Origin of the sequence: Candidatus Planktophila versatilis (assembly GCF_002288265.1) — a bacterium.
Classification (GTDB): domain Bacteria; phylum Actinomycetota; class Actinomycetes; order Nanopelagicales; family Nanopelagicaceae; genus Planktophila; species Planktophila versatilis.
Genome location: NZ_CP016778.1, coordinates 641,704 through 666,450 on the forward strand (window position 1 = coordinate 641,704; position 24,747 = coordinate 666,450).

26 protein-coding genes and 1 tRNA gene are annotated in these 24,747 nt (G+C 48.2%); 9 read left to right on the forward strand and 18 right to left on the reverse strand.

All coding sequences use genetic code 11. The annotated features are described in order from the left end of the window. Positions 1–41: 41 nt before the first annotated feature. Entirely contained in the window at positions 42–905 is an 864-nt protein-coding gene (locus A1sIIB76_RS03240; RefSeq protein WP_095684699.1) for a PAC2 family protein, read from the forward strand. Here A1sIIB76_RS03240 and mshC read toward each other — a convergent pair. From mshC to A1sIIB76_RS03260, 4 genes are read right to left on the reverse strand one after another with little or no spacing between them, the layout of a single operon-like run. Then, positions 902–2,143: a cysteine--1-D-myo-inosityl 2-amino-2-deoxy-alpha-D-glucopyranoside ligase gene (gene mshC, locus A1sIIB76_RS03245; RefSeq protein WP_095697017.1), complete on the reverse strand. Its 1,242-nt coding sequence runs from the start codon at positions 2,141–2,143 to the stop codon at positions 902–904. The genes A1sIIB76_RS03240 and mshC overlap by 4 nt on opposite strands. Positions 2,144–2,157: 14 nt before the next feature. After that, complete coding sequence (locus tag A1sIIB76_RS03250; RefSeq protein ID WP_223298797.1) at positions 2,158–2,886, reverse strand: SCO1664 family protein; 729 nt, start codon at positions 2,884–2,886, stop codon at positions 2,158–2,160. Further along, entirely contained in the window at positions 2,856–3,407 is a 552-nt protein-coding gene (locus tag A1sIIB76_RS03255; protein WP_095697019.1) for a DUF3090 family protein, read from the reverse strand. The genes A1sIIB76_RS03250 and A1sIIB76_RS03255 overlap by 31 nt, the downstream gene beginning before the upstream one ends. Beyond that, entirely contained in the window at positions 3,404–4,096 is a 693-nt protein-coding gene (locus tag A1sIIB76_RS03260) for a histidine phosphatase family protein (protein WP_095697020.1), read from the reverse strand. Before A1sIIB76_RS03260 ends, A1sIIB76_RS03255 begins: the two co-directional genes overlap by 4 nt. Before the next feature lie 67 nt (positions 4,097–4,163). Here A1sIIB76_RS03260 and A1sIIB76_RS03265 point away from each other — a divergent pair, with 67 nt between their 5' ends. Beyond that, on the forward strand, positions 4,164–5,108 hold the full coding sequence (locus tag A1sIIB76_RS03265) for an aldo/keto reductase (RefSeq protein ID WP_095697021.1): 945 nt from the start codon (positions 4,164–4,166) through the stop codon (positions 5,106–5,108). Here the strand turns inward: A1sIIB76_RS03265 and A1sIIB76_RS03270 are convergent. After that, complete coding sequence (locus tag A1sIIB76_RS03270) at positions 5,105–6,421, reverse strand: M20/M25/M40 family metallo-hydrolase (RefSeq protein WP_095697022.1); 1,317 nt, start codon at positions 6,419–6,421, stop codon at positions 5,105–5,107. The genes A1sIIB76_RS03265 and A1sIIB76_RS03270 overlap by 4 nt on opposite strands. A 115-nt stretch (positions 6,422–6,536) precedes the next feature. Here A1sIIB76_RS03270 and A1sIIB76_RS03275 point away from each other — a divergent pair. The 4 genes from A1sIIB76_RS03275 to A1sIIB76_RS03290 all read left to right on the forward strand — a co-directional run bounded on the left by A1sIIB76_RS03275 (position 6,537) and on the right by A1sIIB76_RS03290 (position 9,700). Beyond that, a tRNA-Leu gene (locus A1sIIB76_RS03275) sits at positions 6,537–6,620 on the forward strand. Positions 6,621–6,639: 19 nt separating this feature from the next. After that, positions 6,640–7,167: an adenine phosphoribosyltransferase gene (locus A1sIIB76_RS03280; RefSeq protein ID WP_095697023.1), complete on the forward strand. Its 528-nt coding sequence runs from the start codon at positions 6,640–6,642 to the stop codon at positions 7,165–7,167. Next, on the forward strand, positions 7,168–9,018 hold the full coding sequence (locus tag A1sIIB76_RS03285) for an acyltransferase family protein (protein WP_095697024.1): 1,851 nt from the start codon (positions 7,168–7,170) through the stop codon (positions 9,016–9,018). 34 nt (positions 9,019–9,052) lie between these two features. Next, positions 9,053–9,700, forward strand: a complete 648-nt coding sequence (locus A1sIIB76_RS03290) for a thymidine kinase (protein WP_095697025.1) — start codon at positions 9,053–9,055, stop codon at positions 9,698–9,700. Positions 9,701–9,753: 53 nt separating this feature from the next. Here the strand turns inward: A1sIIB76_RS03290 and A1sIIB76_RS03295 are convergent, their stop codons facing one another. Further along, a complete protein-coding gene (locus tag A1sIIB76_RS03295) occupies positions 9,754–10,485 on the reverse strand; it encodes a DUF554 domain-containing protein (protein WP_095697026.1) in 732 nt (243 codons plus the stop codon). Positions 10,486–10,507: 22 nt separating this feature from the next. Between A1sIIB76_RS03295 and yczE the strand changes: the two genes are divergently transcribed. Both yczE and A1sIIB76_RS03305 read left to right on the forward strand, forming a co-directional pair. Further along, entirely contained in the window at positions 10,508–11,182 is a 675-nt protein-coding gene (gene yczE, locus A1sIIB76_RS03300; protein ID WP_095674811.1) for a membrane protein YczE, read from the forward strand. A gap of 97 nt (positions 11,183–11,279) precedes the next feature. Beyond that, on the forward strand, positions 11,280–12,770 hold the full coding sequence (locus A1sIIB76_RS03305) for an NCS2 family permease (protein ID WP_095684706.1): 1,491 nt from the start codon (positions 11,280–11,282) through the stop codon (positions 12,768–12,770). A 52-nt stretch (positions 12,771–12,822) separates the two neighbouring features. Here A1sIIB76_RS03305 and A1sIIB76_RS03310 read toward each other — a convergent pair whose 3' ends face one another. Continuing rightward, positions 12,823–13,464, reverse strand: coding sequence for a uracil-DNA glycosylase (locus tag A1sIIB76_RS03310; protein WP_095697027.1), 642 nt, complete (start codon positions 13,462–13,464; stop codon positions 12,823–12,825). Further along, complete coding sequence (locus A1sIIB76_RS03315) at positions 13,433–14,221, reverse strand: ABC transporter ATP-binding protein (RefSeq protein ID WP_095674814.1); 789 nt, start codon at positions 14,219–14,221, stop codon at positions 13,433–13,435. The genes A1sIIB76_RS03310 and A1sIIB76_RS03315 overlap by 32 nt, the downstream gene beginning before the upstream one ends. A gap of 84 nt (positions 14,222–14,305) precedes the next feature. Here A1sIIB76_RS03315 and serB point away from each other — a divergent pair, with 84 nt between their 5' ends. Next, positions 14,306–15,508 carry a phosphoserine phosphatase SerB gene (gene serB, locus A1sIIB76_RS03320; RefSeq protein WP_095697361.1) on the forward strand — a complete coding sequence of 401 codons (1,203 nt, stop codon included), beginning with the start codon at positions 14,306–14,308 and terminating at the stop codon, positions 15,506–15,508. Here serB and hisG read toward each other — a convergent pair whose 3' ends face one another. The 10 genes from hisG to rpoZ are packed head-to-tail and all read right to left on the reverse strand — an operon-like array spanning position 15,509 to position 24,732. Beyond that, on the reverse strand, positions 15,509–16,354 hold the full coding sequence (gene hisG / locus A1sIIB76_RS03325) for an ATP phosphoribosyltransferase (protein WP_095697028.1): 846 nt from the start codon (positions 16,352–16,354) through the stop codon (positions 15,509–15,511). It abuts the gene before it with no gap. A gap of 18 nt (positions 16,355–16,372) precedes the next feature. Next, complete coding sequence (locus tag A1sIIB76_RS03330) at positions 16,373–16,636, reverse strand: phosphoribosyl-ATP diphosphatase (RefSeq protein ID WP_095674816.1); 264 nt, start codon at positions 16,634–16,636, stop codon at positions 16,373–16,375. 40 nt (positions 16,637–16,676) lie between these two features. Beyond that, positions 16,677–17,336, reverse strand: a complete 660-nt coding sequence (gene rpe / locus A1sIIB76_RS03335) for a ribulose-phosphate 3-epimerase (protein WP_095697029.1) — start codon at positions 17,334–17,336, stop codon at positions 16,677–16,679. 9 nt (positions 17,337–17,345) lie between these two features. Next, positions 17,346–18,710: a transcription antitermination factor NusB gene (locus tag A1sIIB76_RS03340; RefSeq protein WP_223298799.1), complete on the reverse strand. Its 1,365-nt coding sequence runs from the start codon at positions 18,708–18,710 to the stop codon at positions 17,346–17,348. Further along, complete coding sequence (fmt, locus tag A1sIIB76_RS03345; protein WP_095697030.1) at positions 18,694–19,599, reverse strand: methionyl-tRNA formyltransferase; 906 nt, start codon at positions 19,597–19,599, stop codon at positions 18,694–18,696. The genes A1sIIB76_RS03340 and fmt overlap by 17 nt, the downstream gene beginning before the upstream one ends. Beyond that, positions 19,600–20,175 (reverse strand): peptide deformylase, encoded by a 576-nt coding sequence (gene def / locus A1sIIB76_RS03350; RefSeq protein ID WP_095697031.1) that lies wholly within the window; start codon positions 20,173–20,175, stop codon positions 19,600–19,602. It lies immediately after the preceding gene. A 13-nt stretch (positions 20,176–20,188) separates the two neighbouring features. Next, positions 20,189–22,060, reverse strand: a complete 1,872-nt coding sequence (locus A1sIIB76_RS03355; RefSeq protein WP_095697032.1) for a primosomal protein N' family DNA-binding protein — start codon at positions 22,058–22,060, stop codon at positions 20,189–20,191. 14 nt (positions 22,061–22,074) lie between these two features. Beyond that, positions 22,075–23,265 carry a methionine adenosyltransferase gene (metK, locus tag A1sIIB76_RS03360; RefSeq protein ID WP_095697033.1) on the reverse strand — a complete coding sequence of 397 codons (1,191 nt, stop codon included), beginning with the start codon at positions 23,263–23,265 and terminating at the stop codon, positions 22,075–22,077. 4 nt (positions 23,266–23,269) lie between these two features. Then, positions 23,270–24,454 carry a bifunctional phosphopantothenoylcysteine decarboxylase/phosphopantothenate--cysteine ligase CoaBC gene (gene coaBC, locus A1sIIB76_RS03365; protein WP_095697034.1) on the reverse strand — a complete coding sequence of 395 codons (1,185 nt, stop codon included), beginning with the start codon at positions 24,452–24,454 and terminating at the stop codon, positions 23,270–23,272. Positions 24,455–24,471: 17 nt separating this feature from the next. Further along, complete coding sequence (gene rpoZ / locus A1sIIB76_RS03370; protein ID WP_017955438.1) at positions 24,472–24,732, reverse strand: DNA-directed RNA polymerase subunit omega; 261 nt, start codon at positions 24,730–24,732, stop codon at positions 24,472–24,474. Between the last annotated feature and the right edge of the window lie 15 nt (positions 24,733–24,747).

A 24,747-nucleotide genomic window follows, 5' to 3' on the forward strand; every position in this document is an offset into this window, starting at 1 on the left:
TCTCGCTCGTCACATGGCAGAGATTACCTTAAGGTGTCGCTGTGGAGATTCATCAAATTCCTTCTTTGCGTTCACCAGTGATGGTTATCGCCTTTTCTGGTTGGAATGATGCTGCCGAAGCTGCAACCGGCGCTCTATCTCACCTATTGGGTTCATGGACTGATCCATCATTTGATGTGGTTCCTGAGTTAATCGCAGATGTTGACCCAGAAGAGTTCTATGACTTTCAAGTAAATAGACCGATGATTTACGTTGATGAATCAAGTGTTCGTAATCTGACCTGGCCAGGCACGCAGATCTATGCACTTCGCACTCCCACACTTGATCATGATTTTATCGTCGTGCGCGGCGTGGAACCATCTATGAAATGGAAGACCTTTACCTCTGATCTGCTAGATCTGGCAGAAGATCTTGAGATTGATTTAGTCATCACTCTTGGTTCGATGCTGGCTGATACTCCTCACACACGTCCAATTACTGTCAGTGGAAGTGGCGCACATCCAGATATCGCACAGCGTCTAGGTGTTGAGATAAGTAAATATGAAGGCCCAACTGGAATCCTAGGTGTCATTCAGGTCGCGTGTGTACAACGCGACATTGACGCAGTCTCCTTATGGGCTGCCGTTCCTCATTACGCCTCAAATTCGCCATCGCCAAAAGCATCATTGGCACTTGTGAATGCACTTGAAGATTTCCTGCGAATCTCAATTCCGCAAGGCGCACTTCCCGAAGAATCAACTGCCTGGGAGGTTGAGGTAACAGAGATGGCGAAAGAGGACTCCGATGTTGCTGAGTATGTGAAAGCTTTGGAAGAGAGCAAGGATGCCTCGGAACTCCCTGATGTCACCGGTGAATCAATTGCGCGCGAATTAGAAAGATTTCTACGTCGGCAAAGCGGAAATTAGAGCGCTAGTCCAAGCAAGGTATCTAGTGCACGCGAAAGTTCCCCTGCATGCCCGCCGCTCTTTCCATCATTTGTTTCTCTCATCCAACTGCGAATAATCGTTTGAACTTTCACGGTATCGAGATTATCGCCCAACGCTGAAATTACCGCTGCAATAACCTCATCCGTTAGCGCAACATCTACTCGACTCAATTGCAGTCGAAGTTCATCAATTTCAGTCGAAGCTTTAACCAAAATCTCCTTATTCCACATCAGGTCCTGTGAGAATTGATGACCCATCAGCGCCCATCTAATCGCCATCGGTTCGACACCTTCTGCAATAAGTTGCGAGACAAAGAGCAAATTTCCCTTTGACTTACTCATCTTCTCGCCATCAAGACCAATCATTCCTGCATGTACATAAGTGCGAGCAAATCGTTGGCGCCCAATGATTCGACTTTGAGCCGCGGACATCTCATGATGCGGAAAAATTAGATCACTTCCCCCACCTTGAATATCCATTGCAAAGTCATCATGCGTATCAGGCTGCAGATAATGAAGTGCGATGGCACAACATTCGATATGCCAGCCAGGTCGACCCATACCAAACGGACTTTGCCAACCAGGTTCACCTTCACGTTGGGCTAACCAGAGAAGTGCATCAAAAGGATTCTCTTTGCCAGCACGTTGTGGGTCTCCCCCGCGTTCGGCGAAGATGGAGAGCATTTGCTCATCTGTGTAATGAGAACGGGTGCCGAATTCCTCATCTGAATGAATTCTAAAGTAGAGGTCATTTTCGACGCTATAGGTCGTCCCTGACTCCTGCAATTTCATTATTGAGTCCACTACCAATGGCATTGCCTCGACAACTCCGACATAGTGTTGTGGAGGCAGAACGTGAAGGTCGGCCATATCACCACGAAAGAGATCTATTTGAGAGTTAGCCAGATCCTGCCAATCGATACCGTCGCGCGCGGCACGCTCTAACAGCGGATCATCGATATCAGTAATGTTCTGAACAAAACGAACCTCAGCACCGGTTGCTTTGAGATAGCGATGAATCAAATCGAAAGTGAGATAGGTGGCTGCGTGTCCTAGATGCGTTGCATCGTATGGAGTAATGCCGCATACATACATCCGGTAGACAGGCTTCTGCGGAATAGTTTCAACCTGTTGAGTAGCGGTGTTCAGTAGTGAAAGTGGCTGGAGCGAAAATCTACTGGAGAGCTTGGGAATGTAAATCTCTGGCCAGGCACGCATATCGCAACTTTACTTTAAAAAGGGGGCCATGGCACAGCAGGCCAATCTTCACTTGGAGATGGAAATTTCCCAGACTCCATCAGGCCTTCGATTCTTGAAATCAGGGCGCTAAATTCAATCTCAGTGATTAATCCGTGTAAAACCTCGGACTCAATGTGCAACCGAGTGACTAACTCACCGAGGGTGTGTTTCTCGTCGGGAGTGAGTTCGCGCTCAGCAAACTGCCAAATAACGGTTCGCAGTTTGTTCTCTTCGTGAAATGTGACGCCATGATCACAACCAAGAAGACTGCCATCAACGACAGGCAACAAGTGACCTATTTTTCGATCGGTGTTGTTAATGACGGCATCAAATAGAGCCATCCGACGAAGGTTCTCGTTATCCTCCCGGTAGTACAAGGCCAAATCAATTGACTCATCGATATCAATCCACTGCTGCACCATTCCTAAACCGAATGGTCCCTCTCGTAATACGGTTGGTGGAACAACTTTCCAACCGGAATATTCACTAATTAAGTAGGAGGCATATTCGCGGTGAGCTAGATTTCCGTCCGGAAAATCCCAGAGCGGTCGCTCTCCTGCGATGGGTTTATATATGACAGCCATCTTCTCATCGTTAAATGTGCATTCGCCATAGAGAGTGGCATTAGATGCATCAACTAATCGACCGGTTACCTCAAGAGTTCCGGCAAGCAGATGTTCAATGACCTTACTCATCTGCGATAGCCATTCGATCGCGGACATAGATGACCTTTGAGATCTATCGGTCCACCACAAAATGGACACGGCTGGCGTCCTGCGCCCACCACGATGAAGGCTCGCTTGGAGAATCGATCAGCTTCACTCGGAGTAATGAGAACCCGCAAAATATCCTGGTCACCTGTTAGATCATCGACATCTATGAACTCTGGATCCTGATCGCTCCCTTCATTAATAGCCTGGAAATCAACTTGAATCAAACCTTGCTCTGCATCGAAAGCTAAGCCGATAACGCCGACGCGAAACTCTTCTTCAATGGGAGTACTCAGCGGTGCATCATCTTTCACAAGACGAGAAAAGCTAAGGCTCGGGTTGTTCTGCTTGATATCTCGGATTGTGTAGAGCAAGCGATCTGCCAGAGCTTGAACCTGCGTCTTTTCGAGCGAAACTGAGATTAAACGTGAACCACTTTGAGCTTGAATAAAGAAAGTTCGTTCCCCTGGTTGACCTACCGTGCCAACTGTAAATCTCTCCGGTTGTTCAAAGAGAATTACTTGCGAACTCATTTCTTCTTTCGCCTGACAGCTCCGGCTCCACCACCCAAGAGCATTTTCTTGGGACGCGCACCCGAGAGCGAGCCTTCTAGGTGTGTGATATTGTCATTGAAAAGTATTAATCGTGCACTGTCACCATCATATTCAAGCATGGTAATCGAGGCGGGATCGATTACTAAAGACTGGAAATTATCAAGTTTCATCTTCAATAGACTCGCAACCATTGCCTTGATGACATCACCGTGACTCACAAACAAGTGAGTCCCTTTAGATTTTTCTAGCACTGCCTCTTCAACTGAGGCCACAGCGCGCTTTTGCATGGCAGTCATCCGTTCACCTTGCGGAAATTCAACCTTGCTCGGAGTTTTCTGAATAATCTTCCAGAGGGGTTGCTTAGCTAGTGAGTTGAGTTTCTTGCCACTCCAACTGCCATAATTCATTTCAATCAGCTTCTCATCGAGAATGAATCTCTTAAGTCCATTGGAGTGTGCAGATTCCAGCCAAGGTGCCAGCGTCTCCTGACAACGTTGCATCGGACTCATGCGGATCGAATCAAATGAGACTTTTCCAATGCGATCTACCAAGTCAATCGCCTGTTGGCTCCCCTTTTTACTCAGAGAGATACCAGGCAATTGCCCAGCCAAAATTCCAGATTCATTGGCGATTGAATGTGCATGTCTTAGAAGGATTATTCGCGCCACAACACGAAGGTTATCGCTAAATTTCTAATCACCACTTTTCCGCTATCCCCTTGCTAAGGTCTGCGTCATGGAGATGAGACGGGCTGGAAATAGTGGCCTCACACTCTCTCGGCTGGGTCTGGGCACCATGACATGGGGTCGAGATACCGATACGCACGAGGCGGCAGATCAATGCCGTGCCTATATCGAAGCTGGTGGCAACTTCCTTGATACCTCTCCTACCTTTGGCGACGGAGATAGCGAGCGAGTTATTGGTGGACTGATTGGAACGCTCTTTGATCGCGCCGATGTAGTGATTGCTACGAAGGCGGGTGTTTCACATCCAGGCGGTGTTCGCACCGTAAATAACTCTCGCACCACACTCATTGCAGAATTAGATAAATCACTATCGCGACTAGAAACCGATTATGTAGATATCTGGCAGATTCAGATGTGGGATGAACATACCCCGCTAGAAGACACTCTCTCGGCTCTCGATTACGCATACACATCGGGGAAAGCTCGCCATGTTGGAGTTTCTAATTTCTCTGGCTGGCAAAGTGCGCGAGCAATAACCATTCAAGAGAGTAATTCCGCAAAAGCACCGATAGTCTCGAATCAAATTGAATACTCGCTGCTCAATCGAAGCGCGGAAGAGGAAATACTTCCCTGTGCTCGAGCAACTGGGATTGGGGCTTTAGCCTGGGCGCCCTTGGGTCGTGGAGTCTTAACAGGAAAGTATCGAACTGGGATTCCCAGTGATTCGCGCGCTGCAGCCCCGCACTTTGTGAAACATGTTGAGCCTTATTTGAATGAGAAGTCGACCCGAATAGTTGAAGCAGTATCTGTAGCAGCTAGCGGTCTTGGCTACTCCCCGTTGGAAGTTGCTCTCGCATGGGTGCGAGACACCCCTGGAATAACAAGTGCGATAGTGGGAGCTAGAACTGGTGGCCAACTTCGTGGAATTTTGAAATCCGAAGAAATATCTTTGCCAGATATCGTTCGCAGCGTGCTCGATGAAATCTCTGCTTAAGCCTGCTCTAGAAATTCCTTCAGTACCTGAACCCCAAAGTGAAGGCCAGAGATTGGCACGCGCTCATCTACCCCGTGGAATAAAGACATGAAATCCAAATCTTGCGGAAGGCGCAGTGGGCTAAATCCATAACCGATGATCCCAAGTTCTGATAGCGCTTTGTTATCAGTTCCACCGCTCATGACATATGGAACGGGAATACCTTCAGGATCATGGACCAAGATTGCAGCACACATCGCCTCCACCAGGTCTCCTTCAAAATCAACCTCGAGTGCAATATCGCGAGTAATGGTTCCTAATTCAATATCTGGACCAATGATTGATTTAATTGTTGAATTAAGTTCATCTTCGTATCCAGGTAAGAATCTTCCGTCAATGACAGCCGAAGCAGATGCCGGAATTACGTTCTCCTTATATCCAGCTTCCAACATCGTTGGGTTAGCTGTGTTCTGCAACGTTGCTCCCACCATTCGAGCCGTCGGACCAATCTCTTCCAATAAAGGCGTGAGATCTGCGGGATCGAAAGGCTTGCCCGTTGCTTGCGCAATTTTTTCAAAGAGAATCTTGACTGTCTTCGTATATCTCTGGGGCCATTGATACCGACCAATCTTGGCTACCGCTTCGGTAATCAAAGTGATTGCATTCTCATCATTTAACATTGAACCGTGACCAGCGCGACCATGTGCGGTGAGCTTCATCCAGTGAATGCCCTTTTGCGCAGCCTCGATAAAGTACAAACGTTTTCCGCCAGTAACGGTGACTGAGAAACCGCCCACCTCAGAAATGGCCTCGGTGCACCCAGCAAAAACTTCCGGGTGCTTCGAAGTCATAAACCTGGAACCGTAAGAACTCCCCGCCTCTTCGTCGGCAAAAAAAGCTAAGACAATATCTCGTTGTGGTTGAAATCCGGTCCGCGACCATTCGCGAACGACTGTCAAAATCATCGCGTCCATATTCTTCATATCCACTGCCCCGCGACCCCAGATCATGCCGTCGCGAATTTCGGCAGCGAAGGGATCTACCGACCATTCATTTGCGTTGGCTGGAACAACATCGAGATGACCGTGGACAACTAAGCCACCCAGTGAACTATCTTTTCCAGGTATACGCGCAATCACATTGCAGCGATTGGGAGCAGACTCGTATATATCTGCTTTGATTCCAACTTCAGCGAGTGAGGCAACGACATACTCTGCACATGCCTTTTCATCTCCCTTGCCTTCTCCATAATTTACTGACGGGATTCGAATAAGATCTTGGCAGATAGAGACAACTTCATTCTCAATGGTGTTCGACTTCTCTGCGCTACTCATGGTCGTATTCTGCCCTTTCATAGCTCTCTTTTGCGCCCATGGCGCCAGGTTGATATCGTTACCCAGTTATTTCGACTCGAGCGCATAAGATTTATCTTCTAGCGAGCGGGTACTCGTCCGGGTGGCGGAATTGGCAGACGCGCTAGCTTGAGGTGCTAGTTCTCGCAAGGGATTCGGGGTTCAAGTCCCCGTTCGGACACAGTTACGGTGGTGCAGCTATGGATATCAGTCAAGCACTTGCATTGATTAGACCTATCCCGGATTTTCCTAAGCCGGGGATTCTCTTTCAGGATATCTCCCCCTTATTGGCCAATCCGGAAGCATTTTCCACCATCATATCGGCCCTCGCCGCTGTTGCAGATGAAATTGACTATGTGGCCGCACTGGATGCGCGTGGGTTCATCTTGGGTAGCGCGATCGCCCTGGAAAAGAAAGTCGGATTCATCCCAATACGCAAATCTGGAAAATTGCCCTACACAACTTTCTCGCGCAGTTACAGCTTGGAGTATGGCCAGGACGAATTAGAGATTCATACTGATGCGATGGAGCCTGGTTCGCGAGTACTCCTGATTGATGATGTTCTAGCAACTGGTGGAACTCTTAAGGCAGCAATCTTGCTCATTCAAGATCTGGGGGCTGTTGTTGTGAGCGCTGCAGTTCTTTTGGAGATTCAAGAATTGGCAGGACGCACCAAGATCGCGAGCTTAGATTCTGCTCCCCCCGTGTTCTCACTAGCACAGGCATAAATGCGTCTACCTCAGATTCAAGGACTCAGGGCGCTTGCGGTAGTCCTGGTTCTGCTTTATCACGCCAAGTTTTTACCAGGTGGATATATCGGCGTCGATATCTTCTACGTCATCTCTGGTTATCTCATCACATCTCTTCTTCTTCGGGAATGTGAGAAAACCGATGGTATTTCCTTTGCTAGGTTCTATCTCCGCCGAATAAAGCGATTACTGCCGGCCAGCTCTCTAGTTCTGATTATCACAGCGCTAGTTTCATGGTGGGTATATCCATCAATACTGCGAGCTGACTTAGGCCGAGATATTGCAGCGGCTTCGCTCTATATCTCTAACTATTTCTTTGCCCTCTGGCAAATGGATTATCAGAATTTAGACGCTATTCCCCCAGTAGTAATTCATTATTGGTCATTAGCCGTGGAAGAGCAGTTCTATCTTCTGTGGCCACTGATTATCTACTTGCTCTATAAGTTCGGTAAGCGGCGAACTGTAGGAATTGGTATCGCAGTAATCACCCTGATCTCATTTCTGTTAAGTCTGTTTCTGACATCTGCATCTCCCTTGTGGGCTTTCTATTCCTTACCCACGAGAGCTTGGGAGTTAGGTATTGGAGCGCTCGTCCTTTTCTTTCCGGCAAAGTGGGGAGATTTCCAAGGTTATGCGTGGCTTGCAGTCATTGCCATCGGTTATTCCGCCGCTCGCTTTACCGATGCATCGGCATTTCCTGGAACTGCAGCGCTTTTTCCCGTACTAGCAACTGCATTCACACTTGCTTCAGTGAAAAACTGGCCAAAAGTAATCGATACTTCTTCACGGTTACCTGTCATCCAATGGCTAGGAAATATCTCCTATCCCCTCTATTTGTGGCACTGGCCAGTATTGGTAATTCCTAACCTCTACCTCGGGCGTGAGCTTTCCATCATCGAGCGCCTGATAGCGATAGTTCTGACTCTGATTCTTGCTGACCTTACTCATCGCTTCGTGGAGCAGCCACTTCGTGTGCGGGAGTTTTCTCAAACAAGAATCTTGGCCGGCGCCACACTGATAACAATTCTCACTCTAATACTCTCCATAATTATCATCAATTCACATAATAATCAGGTCACCCTTAAATCTGGAGAGCAATTTTCACTCGAATCAGTACTTGCCCTGCCGAAGATCTATCAGGATGGATGTCATCTTGAAAACGGCCAAATCATTCCACCGGAATGCACATATGGAAAAAGGAATGCAGAGCGGAAGATTGTCCTATTTGGAGATTCTCATGCGGCACAATGGTTTCCCGCGCTGGAGAAAATGGCGAAAGAAAATGGTTTTGCCCTTACTTCATTTACTAAATCCGCGTGTCCAGGACCTGCAATACGTAAGGTCAACAAAGGTGGCTACAAGAACTCTGATTGTTCTAAATGGAGAGATAACGTATACAAGAGAATCGCAGAGTTGAAACCAGAAGCAGTACTGGTATCAGGAATGCAGTACTTTCAAAGACCTGAGGGTTATCAATCTCGCGCCCAGTGGTGGCAAGAGGGACAGCGAAAGACTCTTCTGGCACTTCGGGGATTAACGCCGAAAGTTATCTATATCGCGGATACTCCACACCCGAAGCAAGACATTCCGAGTTGTCTCTCTTCCAAGAAGGCCAGGGATTGCGACAACACGGAAAAGACACCCTTAATAACAGTTGATGGATACCTACTTGTAGATCCAACGCCGTGGTTATGTGCAAGAACTTGTCCCGCAGTTCTGGATGGAATCGTCACCTACCGAGACGCATCTCATATCAGTGTGGAAATGAGCACCGCGCTATCGGCACAGATGGCGAGAGCGCTACGCGCACTTGGTCTGGATTTGGGATAGAGAATATTGAGGCGATTCATGGCAGGATTCCCACGTGGCTGAACTGATTTACTACTGCGGAACTATGGATTCGGGTAAGTCAACCCTTGCGCTGCAAACCGCGCATAACCATAAGTCACGTGGACGCACCGGACTCATCTTTACGAGTAAAGATCGTGCTGGGGCAGGTCTTATTAGTTCTCGTTTAGGGTTGCAATCTGAAGCAATTGAAGTTGAAACCTCACTGGATATTCATAAATTTGTGGTTGATCATTTATCTGCTGGTGACCGCATCGATTACATCATCTGTGACGAAGCTCAGTTCTATCAGCCCGATCAGATAGATGGTTTGGCAAAGATTGTCGATGGGCTAGGTATTGATGTCTATGCATTTGGAATTCTTGCTGATTTTAGAACCAAGCTCTTCCCAGGATCTGCCCGTCTCGTTGAACTAGCCGATCGTGTAAACACGCTGCAAGTGGAGGCGCTTTGCTGGTGCGGATCACGTGCTACACATAACGCTCGAACGATAAATGGCGTCATGGTTACCGAAGGTGAACAAGTGGTGGTCGGAGATGTTGGTAAAAGTGATGAGATTGCCTATGAAGTCCTATGCCGTAGACACCACATGCGCCAAGTCACAGCTCGCGCATCACGAGCCGGTCATATAAGTTCTGACCCATTGCCATTTACTGAAATCTAAATCGGAGAAAATAGAGACAAGATGACTACATATGTGATTGCAACATCCGCGCTTTAGATCGAATGTAGGACTGTTGCCAGTACTGGCGCAATAACCAGAGCTGGCAACAGATTTGCAACTGATATCTTCTTGATATTGAGCAGACGTAATCCGATGCCAACCAGCATCAGCCCTCCGCAGATAGTCATCGCATCAATTTGATACTGCTCGAGAACAGACCCGGCAAAGAAACCGATAATCGTCCAGAAGCCCTGGTAGATACCAACTGGAATAATCGATGCCATCACGCCGATTCCCAGGGTGGATGCGAATGCCATTGCGGCAAAGAAGTCGAGTGAAGATTTGAGAATGAGTTGATCTAAACCTTGAGACATGCCATCGCTGACGCTGCCAAGGATTGCAAGTGGGCCGATCACAAATAACAGTGAGGCACTGACGAAGCCTTCGACAAAAGGACTATCACTAGATGCCTTAAAGTTCTTTCTTAGATTCTCGCCAAAGTTCTCAACTCGTTTCTCAATCTTGAGAGCGGTTCCGAGTAGACCTCCGATGAGCATGGATGCCAAAACCAAGAGAAGCGGTGATCCATCCGGAAGTGAATCCTTGAATTCATTTGACCATAGCGGCAAAAGTGCCGAAGTCGCACCCAATAGGGTGATGAGCCCCAGAACATCAGTAATCATCTTTTGCGATTTCTTAGGCAGTCGACCACCTAAGGCGATTCCGATAGCCGCACCTACGATGATGGTGAGTAAATTGATTACTGTTCCGAGGCCTACAAACATTCATCCACTATAGACTGCGCAAGTGAATCTCGCATCCATCATCAAAAGTCTGCGCCCCCATAAAACTGTCCCCATAACGCCATGGACCGCGCAAGGACTTTGGGACCTCACTCCCCTGCGAACTGCGATTCTTTTCTTTGGTTTAGCTATTTTCGGTCTCGGTGATTCATTACTTATCCAGGCTGGAATTGGAAATGCTCCGTGGACTGTATTTGCCGAAGGTCTGACGCTAAAAACTGGGTTGAGTATCGGATGGGCAACTTTCATTATTAGCGTGTCCGTGATGCTGCTCTGGATTCCACTTAATGAACGAGTTGGTTTTGGAACAATCTCGAATATCGTCATCATTGCAGCGTTTATTCAAATCGGAACAATCATCTTCCCGAAGCAAGACAATTTCGCCATCGGAGTTATCTTTGATCTCATTGGAATCGCACTGGTCGGATTAGGCTCTGCCCTCTACATCACCTGTGGCCTAGGACGTGGTCCTCGAGATGGCGCCATGACCGGGATCCACTACAAAACAGGGGTTCGTGTGGGACGCGTACGAATGGGCATTGAGGTCACAGTCTTGATTATCGGCTGGTTCCTCGGAGGCACTGTTGGGCTCGGAACCGCCCTATTTGCCCTCTTTATTGGGCAATCTGTCGCCATTTTTCTTGGTCTTGTTGCGCGTTTAACCCACAAGTACGTCTAAGTACCTACTAGCGTTTAGGCATCCCCCTCGGTCTGTGAGCCGTCATTTCACACGAGGTCGCAAACACCCTCGATAAAAAAATTAGAAAGGTCCATTTATGTTGGATTCCTATTTCAAGATTAAAGAGCGAGGGTCATCGATAGCCCAAGAGGTTAGAGGTGGGCTAGTTACCTTCTTTACAATGGCATATATCGTTGCGCTCAACCCGCTGATCCTTGCCACAACTGATGGCGCTGGAGAATTCATCGGTGGCGGAGATCGAACCAACGCAATCATTATCGTTGCCGCTGGAACTGCACTTATCGCCGGAATTTTGACCATCCTCATGGGAGCTGTCGCGAATTTTCCATTGGCACTTGCTACCGGCCTAGGCTTAAACACCTTTGTCGCTGTTTCAATCGCCAAGAACGCTACCTGGGCGCAGGCCATGGGCTTAGTTCTCATTGAAGGTATTCTCATTCTCATTCTGGTTCTGACCGGATTTAGAATTGCGGTCTTCAAGGCGATTCCAACGGCACTTAAGGTTGCTATCTCGGTGGGTATCGGATTGTTTATCGCCCTCATTGGCCTAGTCGATGCCGGATTCGTGCGACGTACTCCAAATGTGGTGTGGGGAAGCACGAATTCCAAGCCTTCTGCAGTTCCACTAGAACTTGGTGATGGCGGAACACTTGTGGGTTGGCCGATTGTCGTCTTCGCTTTTGGTCTCTTCCTGACCATCATCTTGATGATCAAAAAGATCAAGGGTTCCATTCTCATTGGAATCATCTCTTCAACGGTCCTAGCAATCATCGTAGAATCCCAATTTAAAGTTGGAAATAGCTTCGTCAGTCCTACTGAGTCAAACTCACGAGGATGGGGTTTAAATACTCCTACGCTACCGAAGGACGCATCCGGCTCTCTTAATCTGACAGATGCTCCACGTTTTGATTCACTAGGTTTGGGATTCGATGACATCTTTGGAGCGTTCACCAATCCAAAGACTGGTGCTTTGGCAGCATGCCTTCTTGTCTTCACGCTATTGCTGGCAGACTTCTTCGACACAATGGGAACTATGACTGCGATTGGAAACCAAGCAGGATTGGTTGATAAGAGCGGCAATGTTCAAGGTGCTAATCGCATCCTCGTTGTTGACTCAATAGCTGCCGCCGCTGGTGGAGCTGCTGGTATTTCATCGAACACCAGTTACATTGAATCTGCATCTGGTGTGGGTGAAGGTGCTAGAACTGGCCTTTCCTCAATCGTGACTGGAATTGCGTTCTTGTTGACAACATTCCTAGCGCCGCTCGTGGCAATTATTCCTTACGAGGCTGCAACACCTGCGCTAATCATTGTTGGATTCCTCATGATGGGACAAGTAAAGAACATCGAGTGGGATGACTTGGGAATTGGCATTCCAGCCTTCCTGACCATCATCTTGATGCCATTTAGCTATAACATCTCGGTCGGTATCGGAGCTGGTTTCGTTACCCACGTTGTTATTCGCATAGTTCAGGGACGTCGTAAGGAAGTTCATCCTTTGCTACTTCTTGTCTCTGGTCTCTTCATGATCTACTTCTTATCATCTCCAATTAATGCCTGGATTTAATAAGTAGATTTCCTTAATAGGGCTCGCATCTAAGGATGCGGGCCCTATTTCTTTACAGGGACCAATTGATGGGAGAAACTCCCCGGTGTTGTAGTTCTTGATTGACTTGTGAAAAAGGCTTGGTACCAAAGAACCCGCGATATGCACTAAGCGGACTTGGATGGACACTTTTGATGCTGTGAGTGAAAAGATGTGAAAGCTCCTGTGCGCTCTTTCCCCAGAGAACTCCAAAGGCACCTTGTACCGCTGCAGCTTGAGCAATCGCACCTGTTATTTGCTGCCAACCAATATCCGCGTGTGCATTACTTTCGCCTACCTTCGTTGTGAGAACCCGATTAAGAAGTAGAACACCTTGGTCACGCCATGGAGTGAGATCTCCATTTTTCGGACGCTCGATCCCCAGATCGCTGACTAATTCGGTGAAGATGTTTCTGAGCGATGCTGGCAGCGGCTGCACATCAGGGTTTACCGAGAAAGCCAACCCATGGGCATTACCCCTGGTGGGATAAGGGTCTTGTCCGACAATCACGCATTTGACCGAACTCAAATCCATTTCTAAAGCAGCAAATATTCGATCGTTTCGTGGTGCGATGTCATCGCTGGAGATTGTCTGAAGAATCTTCTCAATCTGAGGAGCTAATGGGTCGAGAAGGCCATTCCAACTAGAGTGCACGGGCAAAAAAACGCGACCCATCGTGACTTACTTCCATCGGCAAATCAAAGACATGAGACATATGTTCAGATGTAATCACTTCGTGAATTGGACCTGAGACGGCCGCTAATCCATCTTTGAGAATGAGAGCATGTGTGGTGCCGGCTGGAATCTCTTCTATGTGATGAGTGACAAGAATCGAAGCTGGAGCTAATGGATCGGATGCGAAGACAGTGAATCTCTTTAAGAGATCCTCGCGCCCACCTAGATCTAATCCAGAGGCTGGCTCATCTAGAAGAAGTAACTCTGGGTCAGCCATGAGTGCTCGGGAGATTTGAACGCGCTTGCGTTCACCCTCACTCAAAGTTCCATATTCTCTATCTGCTAATTCCCGCACCCCAAATGTTGTGAGAAGAGCTACGGCTCTGGATTCATCCCATAGGTCATAGGCCTCATTCCAACGACCAAGAATTGCGTACGCTGCAGTGAGTACTACATCGCGTACTTTCTCATCGGGCGGAATATCTTCTGAGATAAGTGCTCCACATATGCCGATTCGGGTACGAAGTTCCCAGACATCGACCTTGCCGAGCTGCTTATCAAGTAAGAAGACAGTTCCTGATGTAGGAAACATCCTTGTTGCCAATATTTGCAGGAGCGTGGATTTTCCGGCGCCGTTTGGTCCAAGGACCACCCATCGCTCGCCCGGGGCTATCGCAAAATTCAGCGGGCCCAGAATGTTCTTCTGGCCTCTTCGGACAGAGACATCACGTAGCTCTAGAACGCGATTATTACTCATAGGTGACAAAAGATATATCGTCAATCAATGAATCACTCGCAAATTGCGAACGAAGTGAACGTGATTCGCGATAACCTCACCCATATGAGCGCCGAGAAGAGTCACTACACAGGTCTTATTCTCGTATCCGGCGTCGACTCCCCCGGAATCACTCGAGCTCTTTTTGAGACCCTGGCGCCCTTTGCCGTCACCATTTTAGATATCGAACAGGTAGTAATCCGTGAGCGACTTATTCTCACCGCTCTGATCTCACTTAATCCCGATCATGCGCAAGTGATTGAGGCAGACCTCAGTGAATGTGCGCAAGTGTTATCCGTTGACATAGCAACCTCTTTCGGCGCCCAAGAGGGCGCGACAATTGCTGCTAAGACAGGGCTCGTTCACGTTGTGCTTCTCACAACTGAACTACATCCTCGTTCTATTGCCGCGGTAGCCGAAGCAATAACTGCACAAAGTGGGAATATCGAGCGTATTCATCGCACCGCTAGTTATCCGATCACTGCAATCGAATTAACGGTATCCGGTGCCAACACAGCCAAACTTCGGCAATCACTAGCTGCGGTATCGAATGAATTTTCAATTGATATAGCCGTCTCTCCCGGTGGCCTGATGCGCTGGGCTAAGAAATTGGTTGTTTTAGATGTGGACTCAACTCTTATTCAGCAGGAAGTGATTGAACTACTCGCAGCCCATGCTGGCGTCGAGCCACAAGTGCGAGAGATAACCGAACGCGCCATGCGCGGAGAACTAGATTTCAAGCAGAGCCTGGAAGCAAGAGTTGCGCTACTTGCAGGACTTCCGGAGAAGGTAATTTCTGATGTGCGCGAGCAGATAGTTCTTACTCCTGGGGCGCGCACTCTGATTGAAACCTTACATAAGCTTGGACATAACGTAGCTGTTGTCTCAGGTGGCTTTACTGCGGTCATTGAACCAATACTTAAAGATTTGGGTATCGCCCATTACCGAGCCAATACGCTAGAAGTCATCGATGGAAAGCTCACAGGTAAAGTCATCGGAGATGTCATCGATCGCGCCGCAAAAGCCGTTGCCCTTCGTGATTTTGCCAAGATTGTTGGGGTTGAACTAGAGCAGACGATTGCAATCGGTGATGGCGCCAATGATCTGGATATGATTGCAATCGCAGGAATGGGAATAGCATTTAATGCAAAGCCAGCGGTCAAAGCGGCTGCAGATAGCTCTGTCAGCGCACCATACCTAGATTCTGTTCTCTATCTTCTAGGAATCTCGCGGGAAGATATCGAAGAGGCGGGCGCGAGCCGGAAGTAATTACAGTCTGCAGGCATGAATATCAGTAACCAGAATTCCGCGTGCACCCAGTGCCCAAAGTTCATCCATTAAGCGATTGGTATCTTTACGTAGCACCATGGCGCGCACCGCAACCCAATCTGGCTTTTGAAGAGGAGAAATCGTTGGTGACTCCAGACCAGGAGTGATGGCACAAGCCTGATCCACGCTCTTCTTAGGGATGTCATAATCAAGAAGCACGTATTGTCTTGCGGTCACAACGCCTTGCAAACGACGAATAAGAATCTCTAATTCGGCAGCGGCGGCTGGCGCTTTGCCTTTAATCAAGATGGCTTCGGAAACCAAGATTGGATCACCGAAGATAGCTAACCCAGCCTGGCGAAGAGTATTTCCAGTACTGACAACATCGGCTATCAGATCGGCAACTCCTAATCTGATGCTGCTTTCTACCGCACCATCCAGGCGAACGACATCTGCCTTAATCTTCAAATCTGAAAGATGTTTCTGCACCAATCCTGGATAGGCCGTTGCTACGCGCTTACCGCTGATAGATGAAAGAGATAGCTTCTCCTGTGCAGGTCCGGCGAATCTAAATGTTGATCCCCCAAAATCAAGGGGGAGAATTTCTTGCGCATCTGCACCAGAGTCAATAAGCAGATCTCGCCCCGTGATTCCTGCTTCTAACTCACCAGAGCCAACATAGATCGCAATATCGCGTGGGCGAAGATAATAGAACTCAACGCCGTTAGCAGGGTCTATCAGAACCAGATCGCGAGAGTCGGTACGTTGGCGATATCCAGCCTCTTTTAGGATCTCAATCGAGGCATCAGCAAGTGAACCCTTGTTTGGGACAGCTATTCGTAACATGAGACTCCTTGTTTTCCCTTAGAGGTACTTATAAATATCAGTAGGTGTGAGACCCCGGGCGAGCATCATTGTTTGTAGATGGTAAATCAATTGGCTAATTTCCTCGGCTAGAGCCTCATCTGACTCATGTTCAGCTGCTAACCAGACTTCACCAGCCTCTTCCAGGATCTTTTTTCCGATCGTGTGAACTCCGGCATCTACGGCAGCGACAGTCGCCGAACCCTCGGCGCGTTCAGCCAGCTTTTGCGCTAACTCAAGCCAGAGTGAGTCAAATGATTTCATAGCGCTAGTTTACTAGAGAGATTACGCACAAGAGGCCGTATTAGTGAAGTGCGGCTTGTGTGCGCAATTGCTCAACCATCATCGCCGGATCTTGCGCGCTAAAGACTGCGCTGCCGGCTACAAATGTGTCAGCTCCCGCTTCTCGAGCAATCTCGATGGTGGCAAGTGAAATTCCGCCATCAACTTGCAGCCAGATAGGTCTGCTGCCTATCAATTTTCTCGCTTCTTTGACCTTACTCATCATATTTTCCATGAACTTCTGTCCACCGAAGCCAGGTTCGACAGTCATGATAAGAACCATATCGATCAGATCGAAGTACTCTGAATAATCGTTGATAGCGGTATTTGGTTTCAGAGCGATCGAAGCCCGAGCACCGTGGCTCTTAATCTCCTTCAAAGTACTGCGAATGTCAGAAGTGGCCTCGACATGAATAGTAACGCTGGCAGAACCAGCTTCGGCATACTGAATTGCTATCGAATCCACATCTGCAACCATTAAATGCGAATCAACTGGAATTGGGCAGTTCTTAATGATCTCTGTTGCGGCCTGAAAATCAAAGGTCAAATTGGGAACAAAAACGTTGTCCATGATATCCAGGTGAATCAAATCACTTGCCTGCGCAATCTTGGCAATCTCTGAGTCAAGATGTGCAAAATCAGCATTGAGAATACTTGGGGTGATTCGAACTTCATTCGACATGGAAGAAGTTTATCTCCTCTTGCGAAAGAGCGCTAAGAACATCGCATCCGTGCCGTGCTTGCTAGTCCACAGCGAAAGTGACTTATCGCGCGTTGCACCCTCAAGGTTAGAAGGAATAAAAGGCGCGATATCCATTTGCTCTAACTCCGGATGATCTTTAAGTATCCGAAGGACCTCACCTGAGGTCTCGGAAAAATGTGGACTACATGTTGCATATCCAAATACTCCCCCAGGGTTAAGAACTGAGATTGCCGCATCAGACAACTCTCTTTGTAGGACGAGCAAACCTCGCAGGTCTTGCGCAGTTCTTCGCCAACGAACCTCTGGTCTGCGTCGTAGGGCGCCAAGGCCCGTGCAAGGAACATCCGCCAGAATCGCATCGTATGTATATCCGTGTGATGCAATCTCTCTACCATCGCCAACCTGAACTGGAAACTTGCCAATCACGTTTTTAACCAACTTGGCACGCGCCTCAGAAATTTCGTTGGCGGTAAATTCCTGGCCATTCACATTTGCTAGATGAGCAAGTAGGGCCGCCTTTCCACCTGGGCCGGCACATAGATCTAGGAGCGAGGAAGAATCCTTAGTTGCAAGTGAGAAGATGTGTGCGACTAACTGCGATCCTTCATCTTGCACTCCTGCCTTGCGATGTCTAATAACCTCTAGCGTCCCAGGGGCGCCATCGAATCGGGCACCGTAAGGTGAATACTCTGTTGCAACCCCGCCTAAATCAACTAGCTCTGATTGAGTCGAATCCCCCGGCCAGGCGACCAGTGTTGGCATCGCTGGAACATTATTTACTGCAAGTTCTTCTTCCACCCGATCTAAATCTTTGAGTAGATCGAAGTAGGCCGAAACAATCCATTCCGGATGCGAATACCGGATAGCAAGATGCGCAATCGGGTCCGTGATAAATGAAGTGGGTTCAAGCCATTGTTCCAAGGTTTGTGAGCTGACCTTGCGCAGTATTGCATTGACAAAGGAAGCCTTCGATTCACCAATAACTTTTCGGGCGAGTTCAACAGTTGCCGATACGGCGGCATGGGTTGCTACGCGCATCTCAAATAACTGATGAACTCCCATCCGGCAGATATCTACGATGCCAGTGTCCACCTCTGATAATGGACGATCCGATACCTGCTGCAAGATGTAGTCATGTCGTCCTTGAATTCGCAGAGTCCCGTAGAGAAGTTCGGTGACGAAACCCTTGTCTCGCATCTCGAAATTCGAGGCCGACAGGGCTTGTGGCAAGAGCAGATTCGAGTATCCCCCATTGCGATTAACTTCTGTTAGTAAATCAAAGACCAAAACTCTGGGAGCATCGGGTTTAGGTGATTTAAAGGTATCTCTGCGTGGCTTAACCAAAGAGATCACCGGGGATTAAACGTGCCCCATTTGCCCATTGCGAGGAAGGCATTCTGGATTTACCAGACGGTGTGATGTGACCAATTTCTAAAGCAGATGACGCTGTTCCCACATATAACTTCTTGTTTTCAAGAAGGAGAACACCGGGTTCCAATGTAATCTCACTCGCAATGGGAGTATCGATTTTCAAGGTCGTATCTCGGAAATTAGTCCAAGCGCCAGGTTGGGAAGTAAAGGCACGGATTTTATTGGCTATGGTAGTTGCCGGTTGAGTCCAATCTATGCGTCCTTCTTCCTTGCTCAATTTAAGAGCTCTGGTAGCGCTGTGATTCTCTTGTGGCGTGGGCTTCACTCCAGACTTCATGAGTTCTAGCGCGTGAAGAAGTGCCTCCGCTCCTAACTCTGCCAATTCAACGAAGAGTTCATCACTGGTGATATCGGCATCTAGTGCGAATCGATTCTGGGTATAGATCGGTCCGGTATCCATGCCATCATCTAATTTAAAGACAGTGACCCCCGAGACTTTATCTCCGGCTTCAATCGCTCGTTGCACAGGTGCTGCCCCACGCCATCTTGGTAATAGTGAGAAATGCAGATTGAGCGAACCGTAACGAGGTAGCTCGAATACTCGTTGTGGCAATATGACACCGTATCCAATTGTGATCAGGACATCGGTATTCGCTAAATAGGAATCAAAGCTGGCATCTCGCTCTGGTTTGTAAACTTCAATCCCATTCTCAGTTCCCCATCCTGAGACAGCTGATTCGCTGAGGCTTTGACCTCGACCGGATGGTCGATCTGGTGGCGTGATGACACAGAGCAATTCATGATCAGAGGCAAGAAGTGCATCCAGAGACGGAATCGCTACTTCAGGCGTTGCTGCTACCGCGATCCGCAACTAAAGACCCAGTCCACGGTTATCTGACCCGAAGAGACTATGCGGAGATATCTTGATTGTCGGCGATGCTCCAGATTGCCCAGCAAGTCCAAACCAATCGGATTCTCTAATCTCCTTCATCGCTATCTTGCGATCTTCATCTGAGAGTCTGTCAATGAAGAGAATTCCATTTAAATGATCTGTTTCATGCTGGAGTGCTCGAGCTAGAAGTTCTGTGCCTTCGATAGTGACAGGATCGCCATGCATCGTAAATCCTCTTGCAACCGCTCTAAATGCACGAGGGGTTGGAAAGATAAGTTCCGGGAAACTCAAGCATCCCTCATCACCCTCCTGTATCTCCTCACTCAAATCAAGAGTTGGATTGATGAGATGCCCAATAGCTTCATCGACATCCCAGACAAAGACTCGCAGTGGCACACCAATCTGTGGCGCGGCTAGCCCTGCACCAGGTGCATCGAGCATTGTTTCGGTGAGGTCCTTCACAAGCGTTCGCAGCTCTTTATCAAAGTCGATAACTTCCGAAGCCGGTGTGACAAGAACCGGATCTCCGAAGTGACGAATTTGCTTGATAGACATGGCTCAATCTTACCTATCGCGAGAGCGAATATGGATCAATCCGCAGCGTTGCCAACTTCTTCCTTGTTGCACTTCGTCTTCGTTGGAACTCATGCATCAGTAGAACTAGCGCCTCACCGTCCTCAAGTGGAGCAAGTAAGAGAATCCGATGTGTAGAGGTGTTCAGAGTTGATGGTCCAAGAATTCTCGTCGACGCTGGAAGGCGACCTTCATCGCGCGACTTATTTAAGGCTCTGACCAAGGTTGCCGACTCAGTACTATCAATATCAAGTGAGATAGACCTGACGAACGGAGGCAATGAGGCTTCGATGCGCTCTTGCAACTCTCGCCGGGAAATTAGAGATGGTTTCCAGGAAGCAAGGGCGCCCACTATGGGATTTGAGTGATTGATAACTAGCAATGCAGATCCCGAAGAGTTCAATAGCGCAGCGTGGGTAAAGAATATTTCTCGAGCTCGCTCCTGCGCTCTGAGATCTGATTGATTAAGCAATTTTTCACCGTCGAGAATTACAACAGCGGCATACCCATCGGCCGACATGGGAGCTGATCCCGGAGTGGCAATGACAATTCCAAAATTCAGTTGAAAATCATCGACCATCTTCTCGGCCTCACACAGTGTGATTGGAATACCTGGTAGGGCTACTCCGATTTCTTGTGCAAATCGCTCACTCCCACGATTGAGAAGAAACGGCTTAAGCCCGGCACAATACTGACAGACCCACTCGGAATAGACATTTGCACACAAGGAACAAGAGATAGCCGTCGTGGCACTCTTCTTCTCTAGCCGACCACCACATGAACACGTAGAGATATTTCGACAACTACTACAACTAATTGATTGCGAATATCCCTTTCTGGGTGCGATAAAGAGAATCGGTCCCTGTTTGACCAAGCGGCGGAGCTCGCCAATGATTTTGCCCGGGAGCAACTCAGAAAATTCCTGTTGAAAAGTATCAGCTCGAATCTTTTGTTTAGCGCCTTTGAATTCAAACCAGCCGATATCGATAAGTCGAGCGACTTCGGCACTGGGGCTATAACCCACACAGTAGATGGCAACATTCTCATTTCGTGCGCGAAGAATTGCGATGTCACGTGCGTTCCACCCCGGAGATCGAACTTCGAAGAATTGCTCCGATGATTCATTAAAGATGACGATTGACGCTAAATCTGGACTATCGGCAAAAATGGCGCTTCTGGTTCCGATAATGATCTGAGCCGATGTTGTTCTGGCACGAAGAAAATTCTCATATCTCTCACTTCGCGGTAGATCTGAATCCAGAATCAGCGCCTCTGGAAAATGCTTGCTTAAACGAAGCACTGATCTATTATCTGGAACTATTACCAGGATTGAACCTCTGCTCCGGACGCTTTTGACGTGCCTGGCTAGGGTCTGAAAAGGATCCTGGTATGCGGGTAGTTGAAGGTACTGACGTACCGATGATTGACCCGGTCTATCAGTATTCTTATCAATCCAGTGCATCTTCTCGACACTTGCGACACGAGGAGGGATTGCAGAACGAATTACGTCATAAGGGTGACATGCCCATCTGTGCGAGACGAGTGCAATCAAATCTAAGGAGCGTTTTGAAGCAACCGGAACGCGGGAAACCACCTTAGTAATGCTCTTAAGCCTTCGACCCGAAGATATGGCTATGCGTTCTAGAACAAGTGCTTCACACTCTCTGCCATTGAATGGAACCTGAACCCGAACACCCACAGCAACCTGCTCGGAAAGATTATCGGGAACTAGATAGTCATAGCTTTGATCTAGATGAAAAACTCCGCTGTCTACCCATAAACGCGCCACAGGATTACCAGTTGTACTGATCTCTGGCGCAAGGCGAATTACTTCGCGCTTAAGACGTAGTGGCCTCGTAAGTGCCACGGTGTGCAGGTAACCTATTTAACAGCTGCCTGCAGTTCGGATACACGATTAGTTACTTCCCATGTGAAATTAGGAAGCTCGCGACCGAAGTGACCGTATGCAGCAGTCTGAGAATAGATTGGACGCTTGAGATTTAAATCGCGAATGATTGCAGCGGGACGCAAATCAAAAACAGTTGTCACAGCAGCTTGAATCTTCTGAACCGGAACCGTTTCAGTTCCAAAGGTCTCTACAAAAACTCCAACCGGCTGAGCTTTTCCGATTGCATAAGCAACCTGAACTTCACAACGGCGAGCTAAACCTGCTGCAACGACGTTCTTAGCAACCCAGCGCATCGCATAGGCGGCGGACCGATCCACCTTTGACGGATCTTTTCCTGAGAAAGCGCCACCACCATGGCGAGCCATTCCGCCATAAGTATCGACAATGATTTTGCGACCTGTAAGACCAGCATCGCCCATCGGTCCACCAATAACGAAGCGACCCGTTGGGTTGATCAGAATTCTCATATCTTTACGAGGAAGATCAATCTTTGCTAAAACTGGATCAATTACTTGGGCTATTACCTCGGATGTGAGTTGGCCGGCAACATCAACTTCTTCTGCGTGCTGGCTTGAGATAACAACGGTATCGAGTGCCAGAGCCTTATCTCCATCATATTCAATGGTGACCTGTGTTTTTCCGTCAGGGCGCAAGTATGGAAGCGCTCCGGATTTTCTCACCTTTGAAAGCTGCTGTGCTAATTCATGAGCTAGCCAGATTGGCAGCGGCATGAGTTCTTTGGTGTCATCGCAGGCATAACCAAACATCAGGCCCTGATCACCGGCACCTTGAAGGTCAAGTGGGTCGACCGCAGATGCAACGCGATGTTCAAATGCGTCGTCCACACCTTGTGCAATATCTGGTGATTGCTGACCAATGGAGATCGAAACACCACAACTATTTCCGTCAAAACCTTTCACGGAAGAGTCATAACCAATACCGATCACAGTATCGCGAACAATTCCCATGACATCGGCATAGCCATTAGTTGTTACTTCACCAGCAACATGAACTTGGCCAGTTGTGATTAACGTTTCAACAGCTACTCGGCTTGATGGATCTTGCGCTATGAGTGAATCAAGAATGGCATCAGAGATCTGATCTGCAATCTTATCTGGATGGCCTTCGGTTACTGATTCTGAGGTAAATAGGCGTTTAGACATTGGATTAACCTAACTGATGGAGGGCATGGTCGAGTAGTTCCTGGGCAAGCGTGTCTTTGGTGGTCTTGGCCACTTTATAACTGGCACCAGTGCTGGTGAAAATCTCTCCAAAAGTTGTCTCGCTATTGAAGATATCTCCCCCAGAAACATCATTGAGATAGAGGATATCCGCACCCTTAGCCAACATCTTGCTTTGGGCTGCATTTGCGTCATGGGAAGTCTCTGCCGCAAAAGCCACGACGACTTGCTTGACCTTAACGTCATGAAGACTCTTGAGAATATCCACATTTTCCGTGAGATTGATCGTAGCGAGTGAAGCCTTCTTAATTTTCGAATCCTGCATCTGTTCAGGACGCGCATCCGCAACTGCTGCCGCCATCACCAGAACATCACACTGCGAAAATTCTCGATGCAAAACCTCGTGCATCTCAGATGCCGTTTTCACATGAATAGTTTGAACACCTTCAATATCTGGCAGTGACGCATTTGCCGATACGAGTACAACATCTGCCCCTCGTCGAAGTGCCTGCAAGGCAACGGCGTAACCTTGTTTCCCAGAAGATTGGTTTCCGATAAAACGGACGGGATCTATTGGTTCCCGAGTACCGCCTGCGCTCACCAGGACTCTCCTGCCTAAGTAATCAGATTTCACTTGAGCTAAATCCGAGAAAGCTTGCAACATTTTGGCTGTCTCTGGAAATCTTCCTTGGCCCACATCTCCGCTAGTGAGTGCTCCGACGTCGGGATCTAGGACGTGATACCCACGCTCTCGTAATACTCGCACATTTGCAGTCGTCGCTTGATCACTCCACATATTTGGATGCATTGCGGGAACTATCAAAACTGGAACGTTAGCTGCCAGGATGACATTAGTCAGAAGATCATCGGCTCGACCTGCCGCAATTCTTGCTATCAAGTCGGCAGTCGCCGGGGCGATGATGATGAAATCAGCCTTTTTTGCTAACGAGACATGGCGAACTTCTTCTACACTCTCAAAAACTTCGGTAGTGACTGCACGCCCAGAAAGAGCTTCCCATGTTGCCGCGCCCACGAAATTCAAACTCGAAGGAGTGGGAACGACTGTTACGAGGAAACCAATATCTTGCAGGCGACGCAGTAAATCGCAAGATTTATAGGCGGCTATACCGCCGCCAACACCGAGAATTACTTCGCGGCCATGTCCTTGCATAACTATTGTGGAGCTAATTAAGCAGTTGGCTCAAGATTTTCGATTGTCAGCAAACCTTCGTTAATCTCACGAAGTGCAATCGATAGTGGCTTCTCGTGAACGTGTGTGTCCACAAGTGGTCCCACGTACTCAAGAAGGCCTTCACCTAATTGTGAATAGTAAGCATTAATCTGACGTGCACGTTTTGCAGCATAGAGAACCAGTGAATACTTTGATCCAGCCTTATCGAGAAGCTCATCGATAGGTGGGTTAGTGATTCCGTCCATGTGTGCACTCATGCATGTACTCCTAAA